This window comes from Paenibacillus sp. LjRoot153, from assembly GCF_964253085.1.
Lineage (GTDB): Bacteria > Bacillota > Bacilli > Paenibacillales > NBRC-103111 > Paenibacillus_E.
In genome coordinates, this window is sequence record NZ_CAXUQH020000002.1 from 288,127 (window position 1) to 307,223 (window position 19,097).

Consider the following 19,097-nt stretch of genomic DNA (forward strand, 5'->3'; position numbering starts at 1 on the left):
TCTAGTAATCATGTGTCAAGTTTATTCAATAGATTTGCAGATTGTATTATTTAAACCATTTCCTCTTGGTATTTTGATTAGGTATAACGGATCTTACCATACGTTCGATTGCAGATTTATCCGTAGTTAGTTGCAGTGGGTTTGGGACATATGGGTTTTTAATAAAGGACATTTTTAATTGTGCCTGATCTTTCTTACTAAACGCTCCAGTCATTTCTTTATACATATCATCATCTGCAAAGTTAACTAGGACATACCAGCTTTTTCTAAAATCCCAATTCGCAAACTTGTTCCAAACCATGTAGAAATCTTTGAAGTCCCATACGGCTGCTCCTATGGTCATGATCTGTACATCACAGCGCATGAATTCTAATTGCGTGCTGTCATCTTTGATATCTCCAAAATCTGCAATCACATAATCATACTGTGATCCAACAATTCTAATGTAATCTTCTAACGATGATTTGGGATAGAAATCCACTTTCTCATACCTAAATCCATTTCTTATTTGAGATGGCACATTTGTTCTGAATGTGGCAAAGGTAGAATTTTTATTATCATCCAGCTTCTCTACGCATGCAACTTTAAAGCCTAGTGAAGACAAATAATAGGATGTTTGCAATGCTTGATAAGTAGTTCCTGTGCGACGTTCAGCACCAGCTATACCTAACTTCACTGTACCTACTATGCGTTCTTTAAAAACGATAGTTTGCTTAGGTAATTTTACATCCTCATCTAATAGATCTAATAAATTTTTATCCTGGCGTTTTTTAGTTCCGTCGGATTTAGAAGCAGTCTCAGGTATAGTTTGCTTTACTTGTTCGTCCAACTTTGCCTGCTCAGCTAGCTTAGCTTGTTCATCCAGCCTTGCTTGCTCAACTAGCTTAGATTGTTCATCCAGTCTTGCCTGCTCAACTAGCTTAGCTTGTTCATCCAGTCTTGCCTGCTCAACTAGCTTAGCTTGTTCATCCAGCTTTGCTTGCTCAGCTAGCTTAGATTGTTCATCCAGCCTTGCCTGCTCAGCTAGCTTAGCTTGTTCATCCAGCTTTGCCTGCTCAGCTAGCTTAGCTTTGTGATTAATTTCGGAGCTTATTAGTTCTTGTGAAGCAGGCGCTTCTGTTTTTTCGACGTGCGTTGATGAACTAGGCGGAACAGTTGTAGAAACTGTATTCGTTTCAACAGCTGTCTTAAGAGTGAAAGCATCATTAAAATCATCATTAACTTGTTCCAAAGTTTGTTGATAGGCATTAATAGCTGCGTTTGGTTCAGTTCTTTTAATTGGTAATGTAAGGTGCAATTCTGATTCATCCATATGATTATAAGCAGTTCCATATGGATTAGTTTGTTGACTAGGTTGTATTTCTAGTTCTTGATCAACAGTCGTTATTTCAGAAACCCTTTCAAAGGGCTCATTCGTTCCTGATTCTTTATTTTTGCCATGATTCTTGGCTTGCTTCTCCTGGTCACTTGCCAGTTTACTATCCAGGCCTCGTTTACCTCTTGAAAGAAGTTTAGCGAACATTCCGGGTTTAGCTAGTGTAGTTTTATTATCAACATATGAAGAACTCCCCTGTTGAATCTGGGTAGTATCATTCGAAATTGCAGAGCCTATAAATTGTGAATATTCCGCTATTGTTTTTTCATAATGGATCCACTCTTTAAGTTCTTCGATCCCAAATTCAGTTGTAAAATGGATATCATATATGCCTAATTGAACAATTGGGGTAATGAGCTTTATGTCTTTTTTCATGTCTAATGAGAGTTGTACAATTAAACGCGTTGTAGGTAAAAAACCTCGAATTTCCCGTAGATTTGTGTAAATATCAGACTTTCTTGCAATTCCTGCTGTACCCTCAATAATGATTATTGAATTAGGTTCTACTTTTTCTGCGGCAGCAGCCTCTTTGAATTGTTCTAATGTATAATCCATTCCACTGACAAAGAAGCCCTCATTTTCGAGGGCCTTCTTCAATGAAAGGATTACGTCAGAAGGATATACAAGGTGTAGGTTCTTCATAGAAATCTCCTATTCATATTTTTATCCTAATTTTTTTATAAGAATATCTTCATGTCTAGGAGGAACTCTTCTTAAAAAGGAATCCATTTCAGCTGGCTTAATTTGATAATTTACTTCTAATGCTTTTGTTTCCGCAGATAGTTGGAAGTGTGCATGGATGAAGTCCCATTCTTGTTCAATCTCTGAAAAGAAAGTAATTAGCTGATCTGGCACTCCGTAATAAACTAATTTAAGCTCGATCATGGCTATTTTCCGGTAATTGGCGTACTTCAAAGTAATATCTTTCTTCTGACGGTAGGTCTTTTCAAAAGAACGGAGAATATCCGTCGTTGATGTTGATGCCATTAATACACCACCCCTTTTAGTTATATTACCAATGTTTTAGCCTGAAATTTTTATATGTAAAATGTCTAAAATATCTGGTAAGTAATTGATAGTTAAGTATCCTAATATGCCAAGTGCAAGAATACCAAATGCCAACCCACGAGATTTCTTCCAAAATATCCCTAAAACAAGCAGTGCTAAGAATACAATCGCATAAATTCCTATTGCTAGAACGCTGCCTGATCGCGCTGTTTTCCATAAATCATTACCTTTACGTTCCAATTTTTCTTGAATTTGTTCAGGCGTTGCATTTTTCGTGCTTTCTTTTACTCTTTCCGTAATTACACCAATTTTTTTATCGTCAGCATTGCTTTTTTGAATCTGTTCTTTGGTGGTGGTGCTACTATCTTCTGCAGATACGGTGAAGGTCGTCAGGTTAAAAAAAAATGTAAATACAAAAATGTAGCTTATGATTTTTTTCATGAATAAGTTCCTCCAAGTAGTATATTTAATAGCCTGGATAATGCCCCCAGAAAAGGTTCGGGATATTATTAACGTGTTTCTGATATCTTGATGTTGCGTATATGTATCTCATTGATGCAATGATGTTATCTACGGGATTCCAGATATCGTCGAATCCAGGTAATTTATACCCTCTAAACGTAGGAGGCATAAGTTGGCATAGACCAGCTGCTGTTTGGTAGCCATCTTTGTTGGAGTAAAAAACGGGGTAGGGACCAACTGCTCTTGGGTTACCGCTACTTTCCTTCATAATCAGTATTAGCATTCCTTCTCTCCATGACTGGTTGATATCTGGATTAACTCGATTCGCGATGTTAATGGCCTGATCTAATGCTTCTAAGATATCTTCCGGAGGTAACGGATGATTTATCCATTTACCAATAGGTTTTACAATAATGCCGCCTGCCATTTTAGGGTCAAGTGATTTAGCCAACTCAATTACAACGTGTATTTCCGTCTCATTAGATATCCCTTTCCCCTTTAAGTATGCAAATAGTGGTCGATACTTATCTTCTGGCTGCACTATCTGAGATAGAACTTCCTTTGTTGTGATAGTTGTTAATTGTCCCGAACAAGTACCAGGAGATGGATCTGTCTGAGTGCTACTAACGTCCGTTCGATACTGGTAATCAAAGTGGCCTTCAATGGTATCAGCAGTTTGAATTAATCGTTTCACCGTAATTTGAATTAGATTGTCAACAATTTCATAACTGATTATTGGTGTAGCTTCTGTATCCTCAACTTCTTCACCAGTAATCGGATCGTTTTTCAGCGGTTGCTGGGTTCTTTCTACACAGGATTGAGATTGTACGGAAATTGGGCTTTCCTTTAATACAAATTGTGGACGTAAATCACGGAAAACTTCTTGTGATTTAATAGCGATTTGTTTCCCTTGCGTAAAGATTGGGTCATGAGTGATTCGGTCTACTGCAGCTAATACCCCCCATGACAACGCATGCATTTCCACCTGTACAGCTTCATCTTCAGCTAAATCATCTTTCCACCCATTTGCAGTTTGCTCATATTCCTTTAAGAATCCCATTCTTTTCTTTACTTCTTCTTTATCTTCTGTCATAAAAAAGGCTGAAACTTTATCTTCCATGGAGGATTGTTGGCTGGCGATGATGTCAGCTGGCATTATATAAAAATATGAAAGACCTAGATACCCCACAATAAATAACGCTACCATGGGGACCCAGATGTAAGTAGTGCTAATAGCTATCAATCCGAGAGTACGCGCCATATTTCGTATTATTTGCCTAACTATTCGTTTTCCTACTCTTTTACCAAGTCGAACTGCACTGTGCAGAGCTCCTTCAAGTCCACGTTGTAGGTTGTTTTCAGTTTCTGGCAATGCAGCCCCTCCTTTCCGTTAAAGCCATGTTCCGCGATTAGGATTGGTGCTTTCGCCTCCGGCGAAACGATTTACTTGTTCATATAATTGAGTTCGATTATTTAAAACGCTTCTTGCTTCTTGTACTCTACCTTTTTCGTTTTCATAACGCGCATTTACATCGTTGTAATGTCGTTCGGCCTGCACATATGAATCAGGCATTGTAGGGGCAACTTCAGCCATCTTCCATGTTGTATTATCGTTAAACCACTGAGATCCCTTTCCGTAAAGCCCATCCATTTCCTGAAATCCGTTCTTGGCATTGGTAAAGTTTACTTCTGCTTCAGCTATCCTCTCTTCGTCCCCGGAACGTTTGGCTACAGCATATTCAGCTTGAGCTGCCTTAAGATGTTCAGTTGAGTTAACCAAATCTGGATGTGCCATCGATGATAGGGCTCTAGGTTCGAAAGTCTTGTTTTGTTCATACCAAGCGGAGCCTTGGCCAAACATACTTCTCTGAGCGTTAAATTCCGCTTTCGCTGCTTCCTGTTGCGGATGTAAAGATCTCATAGCCTCTGAAGCATCCCTCATTTGGTCAGAGAAGGTTTGAATTGTACCTCCGCGAGCTGTTGCCGATGAGCCAACTTGCCCTCCAGAAAGCGACTCCATGGCACTCTGAGCCCCCCATCCTAATTGCACGGCAGCGTTATTTAACAATCCGCCTCTTCCACTCATATAGTTTTGTTCTAGTCCTGCAAAGAAGCCTTCTTGGTGATTCATAGCTCCAAAGACGTTATCCATACCTTTTCCGGCCGATCCTAATAAATTTGAAGCGGATTGTCCGATACCTTGACCTAATCTAGCTCCCATCAAAGGATTCCCTGTTAGTGCAGTACTAGCGATGGCTCCACCTAGTCCTGCGGCGGTCGATAAAGCACCACGTACTATACCGTTGCCGCCTATTTTAGATAAAACTCCATTATTACTATCCGGGATTAGTCCTCCGTCCATGGCTGAACCTAAAGCGTTATCATACAACGCCCGTCCACTTGACTTACTTCCATTTGCCATGTTTGCTAGCGACATAAGTGTTCCAAGTCCCATTAAAGAACCTAATCCGCCTAGAGCTCCTCCCATGTGGTTATGATCGCTGTCAAGTTTTAATATTTTTCGTATCATCATTACAATTGAGCCCATACCGAGAAAGTAAGCTAGGAAAATCCAAATTGATAAATCAGATCGATAGTGAATTGATACAAAGAAAATACCAAGCGCAACGGCGTGAATGGCATCCATAAATACATTTGAAATAACTTCGGTCCACCAAGTATTTAATGAATCTCGATATTTAGGGAATATTGATGCACCGCACACTAAAGGGAAAGATGAGAATAATATAGCTAGGAATATTAATCGCATAGCATATTGATAGTTAAGTGTCGCTGTCATCATTGCTGAACTCAATCCAATACCTGCTGTGGCAAGGGCTCGATTAGAAGTGAAATCTGCGAAACCCATATTCCCCCAGACCATATTTAGAAATTTATCCATATAGATGTTATGGTCTAGCATGAGCGCCCATATGCCGTCAGTTATCGTATAGTTAATTGCAAAGATAAAATCCCATAGGTAAGGGCCATAGATAAGCGCTACGATACCTATCATAAGTGCCATGATATAATCTTTTGCACCGATCCTAGCTCTAGTCTCACCACCGTAGTAAGCAATATAGAAACCGATAAGCACAACACCCATAACAAATATTAGAGGTGCATAATTTGAAGTTGCCGTGTAGAATATATCAATTGTTTGAAACATACCAGAGTCAAAAATGCCATATTCCTTTCCTTCACGGCAATCACCGTTATCACAGCCCTTTGTTAGTTTCTCAATATCTTCAATATCATTTGGATTTTTACTGTAAACGAGAGAAACAACATCCTGCATGTCAAATATTCCAAAAATCCAGTTTGTAAATCCGTTAATTGTATTGGCAATCCATTGTTCGCCAACACCAGCTTTGTATTTGTCATCCTTATTCTTTTCGACAACTTTTGATCCCAAAAAACCAAAGTCAGCAATATCTTTTGAGGGAGGTTTATTGTCTTCTTGCATGGCATCATCTAATAATTTGCTTAGATCACTATCACTTAACTCACTATGTATGACCTTTGTCGGATCAGTTACATAAATAAATGAATCCATAAGATTATGTTTTAAATTATTTGAATCAAATTCAGATAGAGAGGGTTTGTTGACGAAAACTCCACGGAATTTCATGTAATCACGAATACTAGAATACCTATGTTCAAATTCACTACATTTCCCACTGGCCATTGACCCGTCGCAAGCATATGGGCCATAGTATTTCATTAACAATGATTGTATGGTATTAAAACCCTGCTGAGCTTTTCTAACATTTTCAACATCATTTTCGTCCCATAAACGATATACAATATCTGCTCTTGTGGGATCTTGTGGAGCTTGATGGTTTACTGCCTTATCATAATCACTTGCTACTTCTTTCTCATCCATAGCAAAATGAAAAAAATCACTCTCTTCAAAAGAACCATTGGCTACCTTTTGTGCAGCCCTTGCAGCCTTGCTTGGATCAAAATACAATTTGTAAGCAACTACCGTATCTCCAATTTTCTTAGGTAGATACATAAACCCTAGATTGTTTATCTTTACATCGTAAGCAAAGATAACGCCATACAACAGTAGCTTACGCTGAAGAGTATCCACCGCGAGAATTTTTGAGGTACAAGCCTCAACATTAATTTTCCCTAAACCTATTCCGGCAAGAAAGCTCGTACACTCTTTATCTGTTTCTTTTAAAAGTGGAACGAGCTCGTTTGCGATTTGTGAGACATTATTTTTTTTTGAATTATCGTTAGGGTTCCATAACTGATCAACACGTGACCAGGAGTACATCCCATATAGAGATTTATCTATATCTGCAAACACTGCTCCAGATAACACAGATAGAAATATGATAAAGGAACATATTAGTAAGAATAATTTTTTTGGGATGTACTTAAGGGTTGCCAATGGATCACCGCCATTCTGCTTATTAGGAGGATGCAGCTGCTTCTTCCATGCTTGCTTGGATTACCTGTTCGACAAAGATTGTTTTCATGTACTCTTTTCTTTGTGCGAATAAGGGGTCTGTAGATTCGTTACAAAAAAGCATGTTTTCGTAATCCGTTGCTTTAAACTGTACAATTGCACTTTCATTGCCTGCTTTAATGACCATTAAACCTCGACGGGCGTGATTAATTAGGAAATTTGCTTCCCCTTCGGAGAGATGTAACTTGTCATGTACGCTTTCAATGTCGTATTTCTCCTGAAGACCAATAATTTTAACAGTGGAGTTCTTAATTGCTGCGATACCGGCTTTGCTTTGCGAATAAACTTCTAATCCTTGTGTAACTGAATAGACAGCAGTCGTCGTAGATCGTCCTTCGCGGTATGTGTTTTCAGACCAGATGGCTCCATAATCTAAATCATTAAAGATATTTTGGGCTTCTTCAATAACTTGAATTTTTTTAATATGAGGGTTTTTCTTGGCCCACTTTTCTGTAATCCAACGTTCTGAAGCAATTAAACCAATTGGACGCATAATATCCTTATCCAATCGATTTAGCGCTATTGCAAAGGCAGGTGCATCCTGTATTTGAACTGTGGATTGGCCATCGAATATTGCATAGGATGGAACGTTTCCTAGTTTAGTGAAAGGCTTTAATAACTCTGCTGCTTTTACTATTGATTCAACGTTACTGTCCATCATTCGCATGTATAAGCCGCTTAGTACTGGCATATCTTTTAATTTTTTTCCTATGCGAAAACGTCCATCGGTAGATGTTGAGCCACTATTTTGGTAAAGACTTTCGACACTTTCAGTGATTTTAGCATCTACGTATTGCTGGCGGATTGCGGTTTGAATGAATACTTTGACTTCTCCTGTAAGAGCATTACGATCATAGACAGAGATCATTTTGAATGCCATTGCTTGTACAGCATTTGCCGCTTCTTCAATGTCAACATAACGAGTACCGTTCGGGATTTCTGTTATATCAACATCATAAATGTTGATTCGATCTGGAGAGTATTGTGAGAGCTCAATAAAAGGCAGTCCCATAATCATCATGTAATCTTTATACTCGCCTTTCCAATCCAGGATCGCAGCTCTTCTTTTAATATGTAAGTTTCTATTTACAACCATCATGACCGCATGCGTTTTTCCAGCGCCGGATCTACCAATCACTGCCCCATGTTGATTAGGAAAAGAGGGGTGCCAGTTTTCAAGGAAAACAGGTCTTCCCATTAAATCCAGTCCAAGTAATATTCCTGTCCGATGGGTCAGCCCGCCTCTTCCAAATGGAAACAGGTCTGCTAGGTTTGATGTTTCCATTGAAATGAAATGCTCTTTAGGGGCATCACTATGGGAGAGCGGCAAAATGGCTTTTAGTGCATTTAGTTGCCTGCCATCAGCAGCTTTCATAATAATCGATTTACCAGAAAATCTTTTTACTAAAGCATTGCAATACATTTTCAAGCTCTTCCAATCTTGCGATGAAGCGACAGCTTGAATTGATACACGATAGCTCCGTTCCATATTTCTTCTAATTCTTCGTTGGCGAGCCTTTAAATCGTTTATTTCTTCTTGCATTGAATCTCTCTTAGTTTGATTTTTTTCTGTTTCCTTGTCGGATTGCAAACCGGCTATTCTGCGCCCAATAGAGTCTAACTCCCGGTTGTTATCTGCGGGTCTGACATGAATAGCAACGTCAAGATCGCCATCGCCAAAATCTCCTTTAATTAGGGTATCCAGCATACCAGCCCAAGTGTTGCCAGCTGTTATCTCAGCGAAAAAGCTTCGGAAATATCTGGTTGGAACTATCGTTCCGCCAATTTCTACAGCATAATCATTTAACTTTACACCTTCATGATTAATTTCATTTGGTATGGTTTCTTTTATCATTGACGGGCTAATAAAATCGATAGCTTCCGGTTTTGCATCATAAAATTCACTTTGTTTCTTAAAAGGGCGTTGATTAGATTTGGTAGCCTGCTTTTTGTTTTTGCATCGGTTTAATATCTGTAATATGTTAGCCATTAAGTTTCCCCTCCTGGCCAAATTCCATTTCTAACGCACGTTTAGTAATACTATCTAAATCAGATGTGAAACTTTGATTAGATACAGCATCATCTAGTTTTGACCAAAGCGTCATTTCTTTTTGAAGTGTCTTGAAATTCATAGAATACACACCGGCCTTATCGAGTTGTCGGTACATCATTCCTATCTGTTCGCAATGACCAAAAATTTCATTTCTGGCCTCATCTAACATTTGAGCTGCAAGGTCGATTAATTCCTCATCATTTACCTTTTTGTCTTTATTGAATTTAGAAAGTAAATCGTCAAAAACCGCATTGCCCGTCTGCACCCCAGCATCAATGCTTTCTGCAAGTGGATCTATATGAAGCATGATGTAACAACTATAATCCCTCGTCTTCTTTTCTTCTTCAATACTCATACATTGGTCTGCTACACCTTCAGCACATTCAACCATTCGAGGAGTTAGATATGGATTGCTCTGAGCCTGGTCCCGGTAATAGGCAGCATAATCTTTTAGATCTAGGTATTGAGATTGAATAAGCATCGTGTAGGGGAATCCTAAGGTATTCATCATATTTCTAAAATTCACCCATACCATTGCTTTTTCTTGATTACTGTTGGTGTCGTTATTCACGGGCCAGACTTCGATAACATACCGAAATGTGTTCTTTTGCCGAATTCTACCTTCTGGTGTAACTTCAACATCCTTTTCAAGTAGATCCTGAACTGTTTTAACAGAATTCCCTTTTTTGAGTAGAGGAATTATATATAAATAGAACACGATACTACCTGCAATGACTAAAAATATGACCTGATTCATTTAGTAATCTCCACCTTCCCTGATGTTCTTTTTACGATATAAAAACTTCCTTCGCTTAAAGCGTAACCGTAAAATTAAACCCAGATAGTTACCAAACATCAGCCCAGTTTTATTATGTTTTGCGAAACCGAAAAATATTGCTACTGCTATAGGTAAGAGGTAGTGGATCCTACAAACGATGAAATTATCGATAAACGGGATAGTAGGCACGTTCTTGCTCATTTTCACGGCCATATATATACCCGTCGCAATCCAAATACTTTGACCAAACGAAAAGCGCCCAATGAGGCGCTCTTTAATTTGTGAATTGTATGGTAAAGGGTGGTTATCTCCCCACATGGGCGTTCACTCTCCTTTCACTTTATACTGGAGCGTTAAACGAATAGCCGAATACACCGAATATCATGCCCAGGACCTCAACTGGGAAAAAGGCAACATATAATCCAAGTAAAAAGAAAACAATTTTTGTTTTCATTTGTGCTAAAGCGTTAGCATTTCCGCCTTGTAAACCTAGCGTATACCCAATCCAACAAATCATTACGATAGCACCTAAGATTCCAAAGCCTTGAGCTGCTTGCACAACTTTTTTTGTTGAATTGTCAGCTTTTTTAAGTGCATCATCTTGCTTAGCATTTTTAATATCTTGCAGTATTCCGCCACTGGTAGCAGCTGAAGAAGGTGCCGGAGATGGACTTTCAGCAAATACAACTTGTGCTGTAGTTAAAATAAAGAAAAGTGCAAGGATAAAAGTGATTAAGTATATTTTCATATGAATTCCTCCAGTTAAAAGTTAAATATTATTTTTAGATGAGTTTGTACGTTAGTCCAGTTAAGAGTAAAGAAAACCCCTAAACCCATTAAGTAAAAAGATTCAATAAAGACAGGCGGGATCCCGAAGTTCAATGAAAACCTTTTGGGAAAAGGATATAGTAAGGCAACATTCCCCGTAGGTAAATCAAGGACTAAATGGCTACCAAAACCGAGAATAAAAGGTATTAGCAAAGATGGATAGCTTGTCCATATCAGTAAACCCAGGGCTGCCATTATTGGCAAACAATGAGTAATCGTTCTTTTCCCTACGGTCCCCTCAATCAGCTTTGGTAATATTGGAATAAAGCGTCCGACTAAAGAGTTATTTCTGTCAATATCGCAAATTACTGATGAAATTGCTGCGACAATAAGTTTACTAGGACGATGAAACCCAAGAGCTGCCGCTAGTGACACGCTAGTAATTACATGTGTGGCACCAGTCATTGATTACCACCATCCCTCGCCGTTCGTTCTGAACTAAAGAGGTGTTTTTCTACGAGGTTCCATGCATCTTGAAGATATTTTACTTCAGAGTAATAAAAAGTTGATTTCTTTTCGCGTGTACCACAATATAACAGAATATAAATTTTGCCCTCTATTGAGTGAAGCAAACGGATTCGATAAGAGGTTTTTTCTCCGGAATCTTCTGAAAAGAGGATGTTTAATTCTAATATAAATGTGGTTGAACGTTCGTTGATGAATGGCAACGATTCTATGTTTTCTAAAAATGGTTTTTGATGTATGAATTCGTGCACAACGACGGATGGCAATTCTTCTAAACGTTCGTTTAGAGATTCAGCCAGCAACAGTTTAGCCAGTACCATGGGTAACCTCCCTTTTGCTCAGTCTCTTCTCAATCGCATATAGGAAGTGTTCGACTACTATTGGCGAGAAATGACGACTCTTTTGGTCAACGATATAGGTAATAGCATGTTCATGGGTCCATGGTTCTTTATATGGACGTTTACTACAAAGAGCATCGTATACATCTGCAACCGCACAAATTTGACCTTCTAGTGGGATTTGGTTTCCGCTTAGACCAAAAGGGTATTCCGTTCCATCAAATTTTTCATGATGTGTTAAAGCGAATTTATATGCCATCGGACCCCATTCGTATTCAACCTACATGTTCTGGAAGATAAAAAGCACCGATTAACGGATTTTTTTTAAGAATGTCGAATACTTTTGACGATAATTTACCTTCACTAATGAGAAAATACCTTGCTTTTTGTTCCGATATTATGTACTCGACATGCGTATAAAATAGCCTATCTTGTCGTTAAACTTCATATCTAATGCAGTTAGCCAAGCGTAATCTGCAACACGTTCCATGTGGGAACATTCAACAGGAGGAAGCTGTTTCATCAATTGAATATATGTATGACGATCATTTGCCAACTTACACTTCCTCCTCAAAGTAATGTTCTTTTAAGAAAACGCGAGTAACTCTTTCGGGCTTCACGAAAGAAGTCACTTTCAACTGGCGTTACTGGCATAACTTTTTCCAGATCAAGCATGGATTCTCTACATGCACGAACATCTTCTGTTTTACTGTTATTATTCTCAAGTCGTTGTGAATGCTTAGAAATCCTCTTATGTGTGCTAAGACCATATCGATCAAAATTACACATCCGCTTTACCAGCTCATTCACTGTAGTTCCGCCTCCCCATCTGTGTTGATAGGAACTGGCGGTAGGGATAAATATCATTGCAGCGCACCACTGCCCTTATCTAACAAGCCCCATTCCATCTCATGAAGGACGAATAGCACCTGTTCGAGAGGTTCTCTTTTGTCCTTATAGTACTCAAGCATATTTGTAGGCAAGCGCAAATAGAGCGCCGTCTTTTTGGTGTAAGCACCAATCGCATCCCATAATCTCTTACCGCTTTTTCTTGCCTTAGTATTAATTTTGTTGATAGCTGCTACGAGTTCTTCATGTGAAACGCAGGTACCAGCAGCGAGTTCTTCCGTCGTTTGCTCTGAAATTTGCACAACTTGAGTTGCTGTTAGACCTTCATAGAATGTAAAAAATTCGGTTTCGGGTATTGCATGCTTTAAGATCTGATACACTTTCGGCATTCCTTTTATTAAATGCCATAGGTTTGCGGAGAGTTCAGATAGTCCATTAACTAATTGAACAAAAATATAGCCTGAGACTTCACCCACAAGGTGTGACTTACCTCTTCTACTTACGACTTGTTCGCATGCATAAACAGATTGGACCTCATTGCAATGATTGCGTTGTAGAACGCCCATAAGCAGCTGCTTGACGGTTATTTCTTTACCTACTTCTACTTGAATAGCAAAAATAGCCGACATAGATTTTCCTCCCCTGTGGCCTTAACGTTATTGGTTTTCGTTCGTCATTATCGATCTTGAAGTCGTAGTATTCGACAAAAGACGATAAAGTAAAGTCAAAATATAAAGATTCTCAATTTCTAATTAACCGTGGTTAAAACATGAGGAAAATAATTGGCAATAATATTAAGCAATATCAATTGGCTGCAAAGCTTTTGGGTGAAGCACATGCTTAGATATCCCAAACTAGTCAGACTACGATTTCGGAGATTGAGCGTGGCGAACGATACCATTGAAGTACTGATCAATATTTCTGATGCTAGGCGTTAGTGTTAGGTCTTTGTTATCAGATGAGCAGCATATTCCTCAAGATGTTTACCAATTATTAGAAGTTACTAAACAATTACGTGTAGAAGAAAGGGGTAAATCTTACTGCATTTTCTTAGAACAATAGTATCCCGTAATGGACAATACGACCTGTGAACTAGTACAATTATATTGAAGATATAGGAAATTAGGCACAAAATGTCATATCTGGCTAAAATTCGTTCATAAATGGCGCGGAGAATGTCGAATAATGTTTATATGATTTAAATTGTCCAACACTAGTTGGAATTATTGGGGACTAAACACACGTTTATAAATGACAAATTAGCCATAAGAGGTGCAATAGTGAAGAGGAAAAGAGAACTGACAGTAGTTATCGCAGAAGATCAAGCTTTCGACAGAGAACATTTAGAGTTCCTTGCCGGTCAACTTGATTTAAAAGTCGTAGGTTCTTCGGGTTCTGGGGATTGGTTTATTGATGATTGTATTAAATATGAACCTGATCTTGTGTTTTTAGATATAGGACTTCAAGGAACTGATGGGATCAGTGCTTACAAAAAGTTATTAGAGAAAGGCCTTTCGCCTTACTTGATAATTGTATCCGGAACAAATAGTCAGAGCCTTGTTCTGGCTGGTCTTGCTATAAACTGTATTGACTTTGTAATGAAGCCAATTACCATTGATCGGTTATCGGAAGCCGTCAGAAAGGCAGAGAATGTGCTTGAGAAAGACCTAGTTTTTTCAAATACGGTACCAGGTAAAATACTCGAATTGAAGTCTAACTACAAGACAGTTTTTATTAATGAGAACAAACTAATCTATGCTAAAAAAGTTAAAGATGAGCATAAAACGACTCTGTTTATCGAAGGAGAGAAAGATACTGGAATAAAAATTAATGGTTCAATTGGTAGCATACAAGAACAATGTTCGGATTTTATTTTTACACCGAATCCATCTGAATTAGTAAATTTCAATTATATTCATTCAGTTTTCGCGAGTGATCGTTTTTTTGGTTCTTATGTTATTAAACTAACTCATAATAATATTGAGATAAAATTATCTCGTAGAAAACGAAAGGAATTTGAGTCTCTGTTTGCTGCTTTTAATGAGAAACTGACTTACAACACACAAAAAAAATGACGAACCCTTTTTTATTGGTTCGTCATTTTTTGTTTCAGAGCTTATTCACGATATTTGTGTTATGTTTTCTTGTTTTAACAGATAATCTAAGACAATTTTCAAAATCGCAAGTGTTTCTTTATACTGCAGTAACAGAGCTACCTTGTCATACTTTTCTTGAGTGAGATCACTATCAATTAATAGTAATAGCCACAACGCGTGCATAGCACTGAATCGGTGATAGTCATCAATAAATGTGTGCTTTGTAGGAGATTCAAGGTTATTTCGCACATTGACATACTTTGTTAGAATGTCGATGCGTGATATCTGATTGATTGCTGGTCTTCTATATTCTGGGCTTGTAATATCCATAAGGGTATAAAGGTCCCAGAAAGCGCTATTCTTATGAATATACTCCCAATCAAGGATAATGAGTTCATTGTTCAACTCAGCTATGTTAAGTGGATATAAATCGCCATGAGAAACAACCACTTCACTTTCTAGATGAAGCTGAATAATTTCACGGTACATGTAATCGATGTCTTCATTTGAATAACCGTTGCCCACCAATATTCCCCTTAATTGATCCACCTTCGATAATAAAAATTTTCGTATATCCTGTTCTAGTGGAGAATGACCTTCGTATTCATCAAGTACTAGATCAATTGGTAGAACATGCCAATACGGCATGCAAACAGCTGCCTTTTTCATAGTATCCACATCGAATTTATGCTCCAGCTTTCCTAGATCCTCTAGGACCATCCAATAATTTTCTGGGTCGGTGGTTTTAGAGTAATAGTGTATCCTTGGTATGCGGACTTCGGGGATCCGAGAGCAAATATTCTCTTGAACCCATACTTCTTTACCCATACTAGGAAAATTGGTTAATGGTTTATAGATATAACTGTTTGTTATATTGTTGTTTAAATGTACTTTGATGCGCTCCACACGATTTCCGTTCCGACCAATATAGATTACTTCGCGGTCATGTGGGATTCCGAAGCTGACTTCACCAGAGTCTGAAAAGATTAAGACGTTCGGATCAACCATGTTTGAGCACCACCGTTCTGTTCTAGTTTAATAAAACTTATTAAGATATTATTCAATGATTAGTAGTTTGTTAGAGAACCAGCTGCATAGCAAACCGGTTTTCACCGTTCTCATGCGATACACTAATAGTGCCTTGGTATTTTTTTATTAGTTTCGTTACAATAGCCAACCCAAGTCCGCGATTCTTTCCGCCTTCTTTTGTGGAAAACCCAGATTTAAATATTATATCCACAATTTCATCTGGAATTGGATTACCTGTATTAGTTACGTTTATGTTAAGCAGACCATCATGTATCGCACCTTTAATTTTAACTCTCTTTTCATTAGAAGAATTGTCCATAGTAGTTGCTTCAAATGCATTGTCGAGTAAATTACTAATAATTTTCACAACTTCAGTGGACTTAATCGCGCTATTACCAAGTTCTTCCATGGTACTAAGTTCGTGTTCAAAGGCTATTTTTCTATTAACTGCCTGTGCAGCCTTTGCTTGGACTAGTGCACAAAGCGCTGGATTATCGATTTTAATAATATCGTTAGTTTCAATGGTTTCACCTATGATCTCTTTTGCGTACGTCTTCAACTCTTCCAATTTTCCAAGTTCAATTAGAGAGTGAATTGTATTGACATGGTTTGTAAAATCGTGCCTTTGTTCTTTAATAGAGTTGAAAAGTGCATCGATGTTACCTGTATATATTCCCTGAGCGTTTAATACAGCCTCTTCTTTGGATCTGTTTAACATCCTAAGTGTAATAACAAACACGAATAAACTAATAATGGTGACGGACAAAATGATTAGAAGTAAGTTCAATTGTTGTTTAAACAGAGTGTCTATTATTGTTTGATAATCAGTAACAATACAGAGCAGTAATTCTGCATTGTAGGGCCCCTGAACTAAATTTTTTAAAGATATGTATGTTCTCATTATATCTTTACCTTCAACTTTAATGAAAGTATTTACTTTTTTACCTCTTTGCAGGTCGTTGAAGTCAAAGTTCGTACTAGCTGTTACTACATCCGGATATGAATACTTACCAAATTGTACTTCGCGTTGTTGATACCAATTCGGATCCATAGGTACTTCTTGCTTTTGCTCGTCTAATTGATGCTTTATTACGCCGATCTCAATAAGCCACTTATTTTTCTCAACTAGTTGGCTTATTGTTGCATCAACACCTGTAGCTTTTCTAAAGTTAAGTAGGTGAGTGTCATGAACATAAGGATCTATAAGGTAGTTAGTTCCGCCATCATTATAATAACCCCATTTATCAATGTTCTTTGTATTTGTAGATGAAGTATCAAATGGACCACTCCAATAATGAGGAAGGAACTGTCCGTATTTAATTAAATCTCCTTTCTTCGCATCATGATTATCGAGTAGTTGATTAAAGGCTGGAAACCATCCCTGAGTCCAACTTTTTGTACTCATTCCTATCTCTTTGGGATCTGTTGAACGATATCCAACAATATCGTCACCCTGTTTCTTTAAGAGAGTAATGCCATCTATCAATAGTTTGTTTTTTATTTCAGTTAGTTTTTCATTCTCTACTTTTTCAACATCCGCGGGAAGAGCATATTGAGTTGCAACTGAAGCGGTCCGCAGGTTTAGGCCAATCATATCTTCGAATAGTTGCTCACCTGTGCTAGAATTTTGTATAGCTGTAGTCATACTATTTACAATGGTTGAAATCTTCTCTTCCTGTTCCGAGACCAGTGCTTTTTTAGTGGTGTAATAGTAAGTAACATTAATGGCAGAAATAATAAAAATTACAAATGCAATGTATAATGTTGTCATTCTTTTCAACGTAAATTCCCTCCAGTACTTTTATAAAGTAGACTAGTATTTACTTTGCAGAGTGAAACTTCATACGACTTATTTCCTATGCTTTTGAATCCTGTTCTGAAGATCAGAGTTGGTATGCATTTAGCATCTGATGTTAAAGCTTGACAACAAATACAATAGGTTGTTTGCAGGTTGTTTCCTCCATTCGCCTGATCTGCTTGTTCTAGCAGCTAATCTGGACTTATCCCATTGCGAAATCTGCTATACCCTATACTCAAAATAACGAAGCTTTCACGCTCAACTCTGGCTCGAAAATTTTCCACCCACTCATAAATGTACGAAATTACATCCTCATCATTGATAACCGCAATGATTCCCTCGACTCCATAGCGCCCAGGGTAACCATCTTACAGAATCTCAGCCACTTTCTTTAGAGCCACATCTTCAACGTGGTGTCCATGCATATCGTTAACCATCTTAAAATTATCGATATCAATGAACATTAGGATACAATCGCCTTTCTCCACACATTGCTTTATTCTGGAGGTAATTACTTTACGATTATAAAGACCTGTCAGCCCATCTAATACGGATGACCTTACAACACTTTGTAACATGCTTAGGACACGTTCGAATAGGACTAAGAGAAGTATGAAAAAATAAATGACAGGAAGGATTTGGACTGTTGTAAGAAGCCATTTGGGGGTGTTCCATAGGTCTATAACAGAGTATCCCAGGGTAATAATTGAGTAGATGATTAAGGATAATTGGTGTTTACTAGTCTCTCCTTTATTAGGGTTGATAAATTGCCAAGAGATACACAAAACTACTAGTTCAAAAATAGAAAGCAATATATTTCCTAACGTATCTGAGGTGTAGTTGCCAATGGCAAAAATAATAAAGGGGAGCAATACCGCGGCTGTCATGTAGTAATGAATGTTACGTTTAATCTTATTAAGGTATAAAGTGTAAATTTCAATATTTAAAATCACATGATAGCTTCAGAAGCCTGGATAGTAATGGGGTAATTGACAATATCTCGTACAATAATGAAGCTGTTAGCCCCGAAGCTAGGAATGGATATGTTTGTTTCCTTCGTAGCTGGTATAGTCTTAATATCATAACGAGCATTACTATTAGCAGAACACAGCAAATTGTACTCGTAAAAAGTTGAAACGAGAGTTGTATAGAGAGCAGCCCCCCCATGTTTACATAATTATTATTATGATGACTATCGATCATTTTATATAATAATAATTTGCCTCCTTTTATTGCGAATTAATTTCTTAAAAGTAAATATTGTTTGAATTATTGAATTTGTATTGCTCTTCTATTGATTTTTTACAACAAAAAACAAGCCTCTAAAGGAAACCCGGCTGTCGTCTCAGGAGATTTATGTCTCATGGCTTAGACCCGTGGCTTTGCGTCTCCACCTTTCGGTGGATTTGCCTTTGTTCAATATTGCTTGTAAGTAGGTAATTATGTTTATTTAACTAGTCATATAGACCCGACGCTTCCCATGATAATTCACAAATACTTATTATTCAACTATTTCTCGCTAAAATATTTTGGATTAC

19 protein-coding genes and 1 riboswitch are annotated in these 19,097 nt (G+C 37.9%); of the genes, 1 reads left to right on the forward strand and 18 read right to left on the reverse strand.

What is annotated here, in order from left to right; all coding sequences use genetic code 11:
- Positions 1–46: 46 nt before the first annotated feature.
- From ACSQ8P_RS36665 to ACSQ8P_RS36735, 15 genes are all read right to left on the reverse strand, one after another.
- Positions 47–2,017: a hypothetical protein gene (locus ACSQ8P_RS36665; protein WP_436239903.1), complete on the reverse strand. Its 1,971-nt coding sequence runs from the start codon at positions 2,015–2,017 to the stop codon at positions 47–49.
- A 21-nt stretch (positions 2,018–2,038) separates the two neighbouring features.
- Positions 2,039–2,362 carry a hypothetical protein gene (locus ACSQ8P_RS36670; RefSeq protein WP_436239904.1) on the reverse strand — a complete coding sequence of 108 codons (324 nt, stop codon included), beginning with the start codon at positions 2,360–2,362 and terminating at the stop codon, positions 2,039–2,041.
- A 36-nt stretch (positions 2,363–2,398) separates the two neighbouring features.
- The gene (locus ACSQ8P_RS36675) at positions 2,399–2,824 is read right to left on the reverse strand and encodes a hypothetical protein (RefSeq protein ID WP_436239905.1); all 426 of its coding nucleotides are present in this window, start codon (positions 2,822–2,824) and stop codon (positions 2,399–2,401) included.
- A gap of 25 nt (positions 2,825–2,849) precedes the next feature.
- Positions 2,850–4,217, reverse strand: a complete 1,368-nt coding sequence (locus tag ACSQ8P_RS36680) for a transglycosylase SLT domain-containing protein (RefSeq protein ID WP_436239906.1) — start codon at positions 4,215–4,217, stop codon at positions 2,850–2,852.
- Positions 4,218–4,235: 18 nt separating this feature from the next.
- On the reverse strand, positions 4,236–7,247 hold the full coding sequence (locus tag ACSQ8P_RS36685; protein WP_436239907.1) for a hypothetical protein: 3,012 nt from the start codon (positions 7,245–7,247) through the stop codon (positions 4,236–4,238).
- Positions 7,248–7,269: 22 nt separating this feature from the next.
- Positions 7,270–9,315, reverse strand: coding sequence for a VirB4 family type IV secretion system protein (locus ACSQ8P_RS36690; protein WP_436239908.1), 2,046 nt, complete (start codon positions 9,313–9,315; stop codon positions 7,270–7,272).
- The gene (locus tag ACSQ8P_RS36695) at positions 9,308–10,135 is read right to left on the reverse strand and encodes a hypothetical protein (RefSeq protein ID WP_436239909.1); all 828 of its coding nucleotides are present in this window, start codon (positions 10,133–10,135) and stop codon (positions 9,308–9,310) included. The genes ACSQ8P_RS36690 and ACSQ8P_RS36695 overlap by 8 nt, the downstream gene beginning before the upstream one ends.
- The gene (locus ACSQ8P_RS36700) at positions 10,136–10,474 is read right to left on the reverse strand and encodes a hypothetical protein (RefSeq protein WP_436239910.1); all 339 of its coding nucleotides are present in this window, start codon (positions 10,472–10,474) and stop codon (positions 10,136–10,138) included.
- A gap of 22 nt (positions 10,475–10,496) precedes the next feature.
- Positions 10,497–10,904, reverse strand: a complete 408-nt coding sequence (locus tag ACSQ8P_RS36705) for a hypothetical protein (RefSeq protein ID WP_436239911.1) — start codon at positions 10,902–10,904, stop codon at positions 10,497–10,499.
- A gap of 14 nt (positions 10,905–10,918) precedes the next feature.
- Positions 10,919–11,389 (reverse strand): metal-dependent hydrolase, encoded by a 471-nt coding sequence (locus ACSQ8P_RS36710; protein ID WP_436239912.1) that lies wholly within the window; start codon positions 11,387–11,389, stop codon positions 10,919–10,921.
- Positions 11,386–11,769, reverse strand: coding sequence for a hypothetical protein (locus ACSQ8P_RS36715; RefSeq protein WP_436239913.1), 384 nt, complete (start codon positions 11,767–11,769; stop codon positions 11,386–11,388). The genes ACSQ8P_RS36710 and ACSQ8P_RS36715 overlap by 4 nt, the downstream gene beginning before the upstream one ends.
- The gene (locus ACSQ8P_RS36720; RefSeq protein ID WP_436239914.1) at positions 11,756–12,046 is read right to left on the reverse strand and encodes an HD-GYP domain-containing protein; all 291 of its coding nucleotides are present in this window, start codon (positions 12,044–12,046) and stop codon (positions 11,756–11,758) included. The genes ACSQ8P_RS36715 and ACSQ8P_RS36720 overlap by 14 nt, the downstream gene beginning before the upstream one ends.
- Positions 12,047–12,184: 138 nt before the next feature.
- Positions 12,185–12,343 (reverse strand): hypothetical protein, encoded by a 159-nt coding sequence (locus tag ACSQ8P_RS36725; protein ID WP_436239915.1) that lies wholly within the window; start codon positions 12,341–12,343, stop codon positions 12,185–12,187.
- Between the two features lie 14 nt (positions 12,344–12,357).
- Entirely contained in the window at positions 12,358–12,597 is a 240-nt protein-coding gene (locus ACSQ8P_RS36730; RefSeq protein ID WP_436239916.1) for a hypothetical protein, read from the reverse strand.
- A gap of 53 nt (positions 12,598–12,650) precedes the next feature.
- Positions 12,651–13,265, reverse strand: a complete 615-nt coding sequence (locus ACSQ8P_RS36735) for a transcription termination/antitermination NusG family protein (RefSeq protein ID WP_436239917.1) — start codon at positions 13,263–13,265, stop codon at positions 12,651–12,653.
- A 651-nt stretch (positions 13,266–13,916) separates the two neighbouring features.
- Here ACSQ8P_RS36735 and ACSQ8P_RS36740 point away from each other — a divergent pair.
- Positions 13,917–14,711, forward strand: a complete 795-nt coding sequence (locus ACSQ8P_RS36740) for a LytR/AlgR family response regulator transcription factor (protein WP_436239918.1) — start codon at positions 13,917–13,919, stop codon at positions 14,709–14,711.
- Positions 14,712–14,756: 45 nt separating this feature from the next.
- Here the strand turns inward: ACSQ8P_RS36740 and ACSQ8P_RS36745 are convergent, their stop codons facing one another.
- The 3 genes from ACSQ8P_RS36745 to ACSQ8P_RS36755 form a co-directional block, all read right to left on the reverse strand.
- A complete protein-coding gene (locus ACSQ8P_RS36745; protein WP_436239919.1) occupies positions 14,757–15,740 on the reverse strand; it encodes a hypothetical protein in 984 nt (327 codons plus the stop codon).
- A 70-nt stretch (positions 15,741–15,810) separates the two neighbouring features.
- Positions 15,811–17,532 (reverse strand): sensor histidine kinase, encoded by a 1,722-nt coding sequence (locus tag ACSQ8P_RS36750; RefSeq protein WP_436240005.1) that lies wholly within the window; start codon positions 17,530–17,532, stop codon positions 15,811–15,813.
- A gap of 395 nt (positions 17,533–17,927) precedes the next feature.
- Complete coding sequence (locus ACSQ8P_RS36755; RefSeq protein WP_436239920.1) at positions 17,928–18,446, reverse strand: diguanylate cyclase; 519 nt, start codon at positions 18,444–18,446, stop codon at positions 17,928–17,930.
- 437 nt (positions 18,447–18,883) lie between these two features.
- Positions 18,884–18,980, reverse strand: a riboswitch (cyclic di-GMP riboswitch).
- Between the last annotated feature and the right edge of the window lie 117 nt (positions 18,981–19,097).

Excerpts from the sequence above, each read along its gene's own strand:
- ACSQ8P_RS36665 (WP_436239903.1), bottom strand. The coding sequence starts at position 2,017 with ATGAAGAACCTACACCTTGTATATCCTTCTGACGTAATCCTTTCATTG.
- ACSQ8P_RS36670 (WP_436239904.1), bottom strand. The coding sequence starts at position 2,362 with ATGGCATCAACATCAACGACGGATATTCTCCGTTCTTTTGAAAAGACC.
- ACSQ8P_RS36675 (WP_436239905.1), bottom strand. The coding sequence starts at position 2,824 with ATGAAAAAAATCATAAGCTACATTTTTGTATTTACATTTTTTTTTAAC.
- ACSQ8P_RS36690 (WP_436239908.1), bottom strand. The coding sequence starts at position 9,315 with ATGGCTAACATATTACAGATATTAAACCGATGCAAAAACAAAAAGCAG.
- ACSQ8P_RS36695 (WP_436239909.1), bottom strand. The coding sequence starts at position 10,135 with ATGAATCAGGTCATATTTTTAGTCATTGCAGGTAGTATCGTGTTCTAT.
- ACSQ8P_RS36700 (WP_436239910.1), bottom strand. The coding sequence starts at position 10,474 with ATGTGGGGAGATAACCACCCTTTACCATACAATTCACAAATTAAAGAG.
- ACSQ8P_RS36705 (WP_436239911.1), bottom strand. The coding sequence starts at position 10,904 with ATGAAAATATACTTAATCACTTTTATCCTTGCACTTTTCTTTATTTTA.
- ACSQ8P_RS36710 (WP_436239912.1), bottom strand. The coding sequence starts at position 11,389 with ATGACTGGTGCCACACATGTAATTACTAGCGTGTCACTAGCGGCAGCT.
- ACSQ8P_RS36715 (WP_436239913.1), bottom strand. The coding sequence starts at position 11,769 with ATGGTACTGGCTAAACTGTTGCTGGCTGAATCTCTAAACGAACGTTTA.
- ACSQ8P_RS36720 (WP_436239914.1), bottom strand. The coding sequence starts at position 12,046 with ATGGCATATAAATTCGCTTTAACACATCATGAAAAATTTGATGGAACG.
- ACSQ8P_RS36735 (WP_436239917.1), bottom strand. The coding sequence starts at position 13,265 with ATGTCGGCTATTTTTGCTATTCAAGTAGAAGTAGGTAAAGAAATAACC.
- ACSQ8P_RS36745 (WP_436239919.1), bottom strand. The coding sequence starts at position 15,740 with ATGGTTGATCCGAACGTCTTAATCTTTTCAGACTCTGGTGAAGTCAGC.
- ACSQ8P_RS36750 (WP_436240005.1), bottom strand. The coding sequence starts at position 17,532 with ATGACAACATTATACATTGCATTTGTAATTTTTATTATTTCTGCCATT.
- ACSQ8P_RS36755 (WP_436239920.1), bottom strand. The coding sequence starts at position 18,446 with ATGACAGCCGCGGTATTGCTCCCCTTTATTATTTTTGCCATTGGCAAC.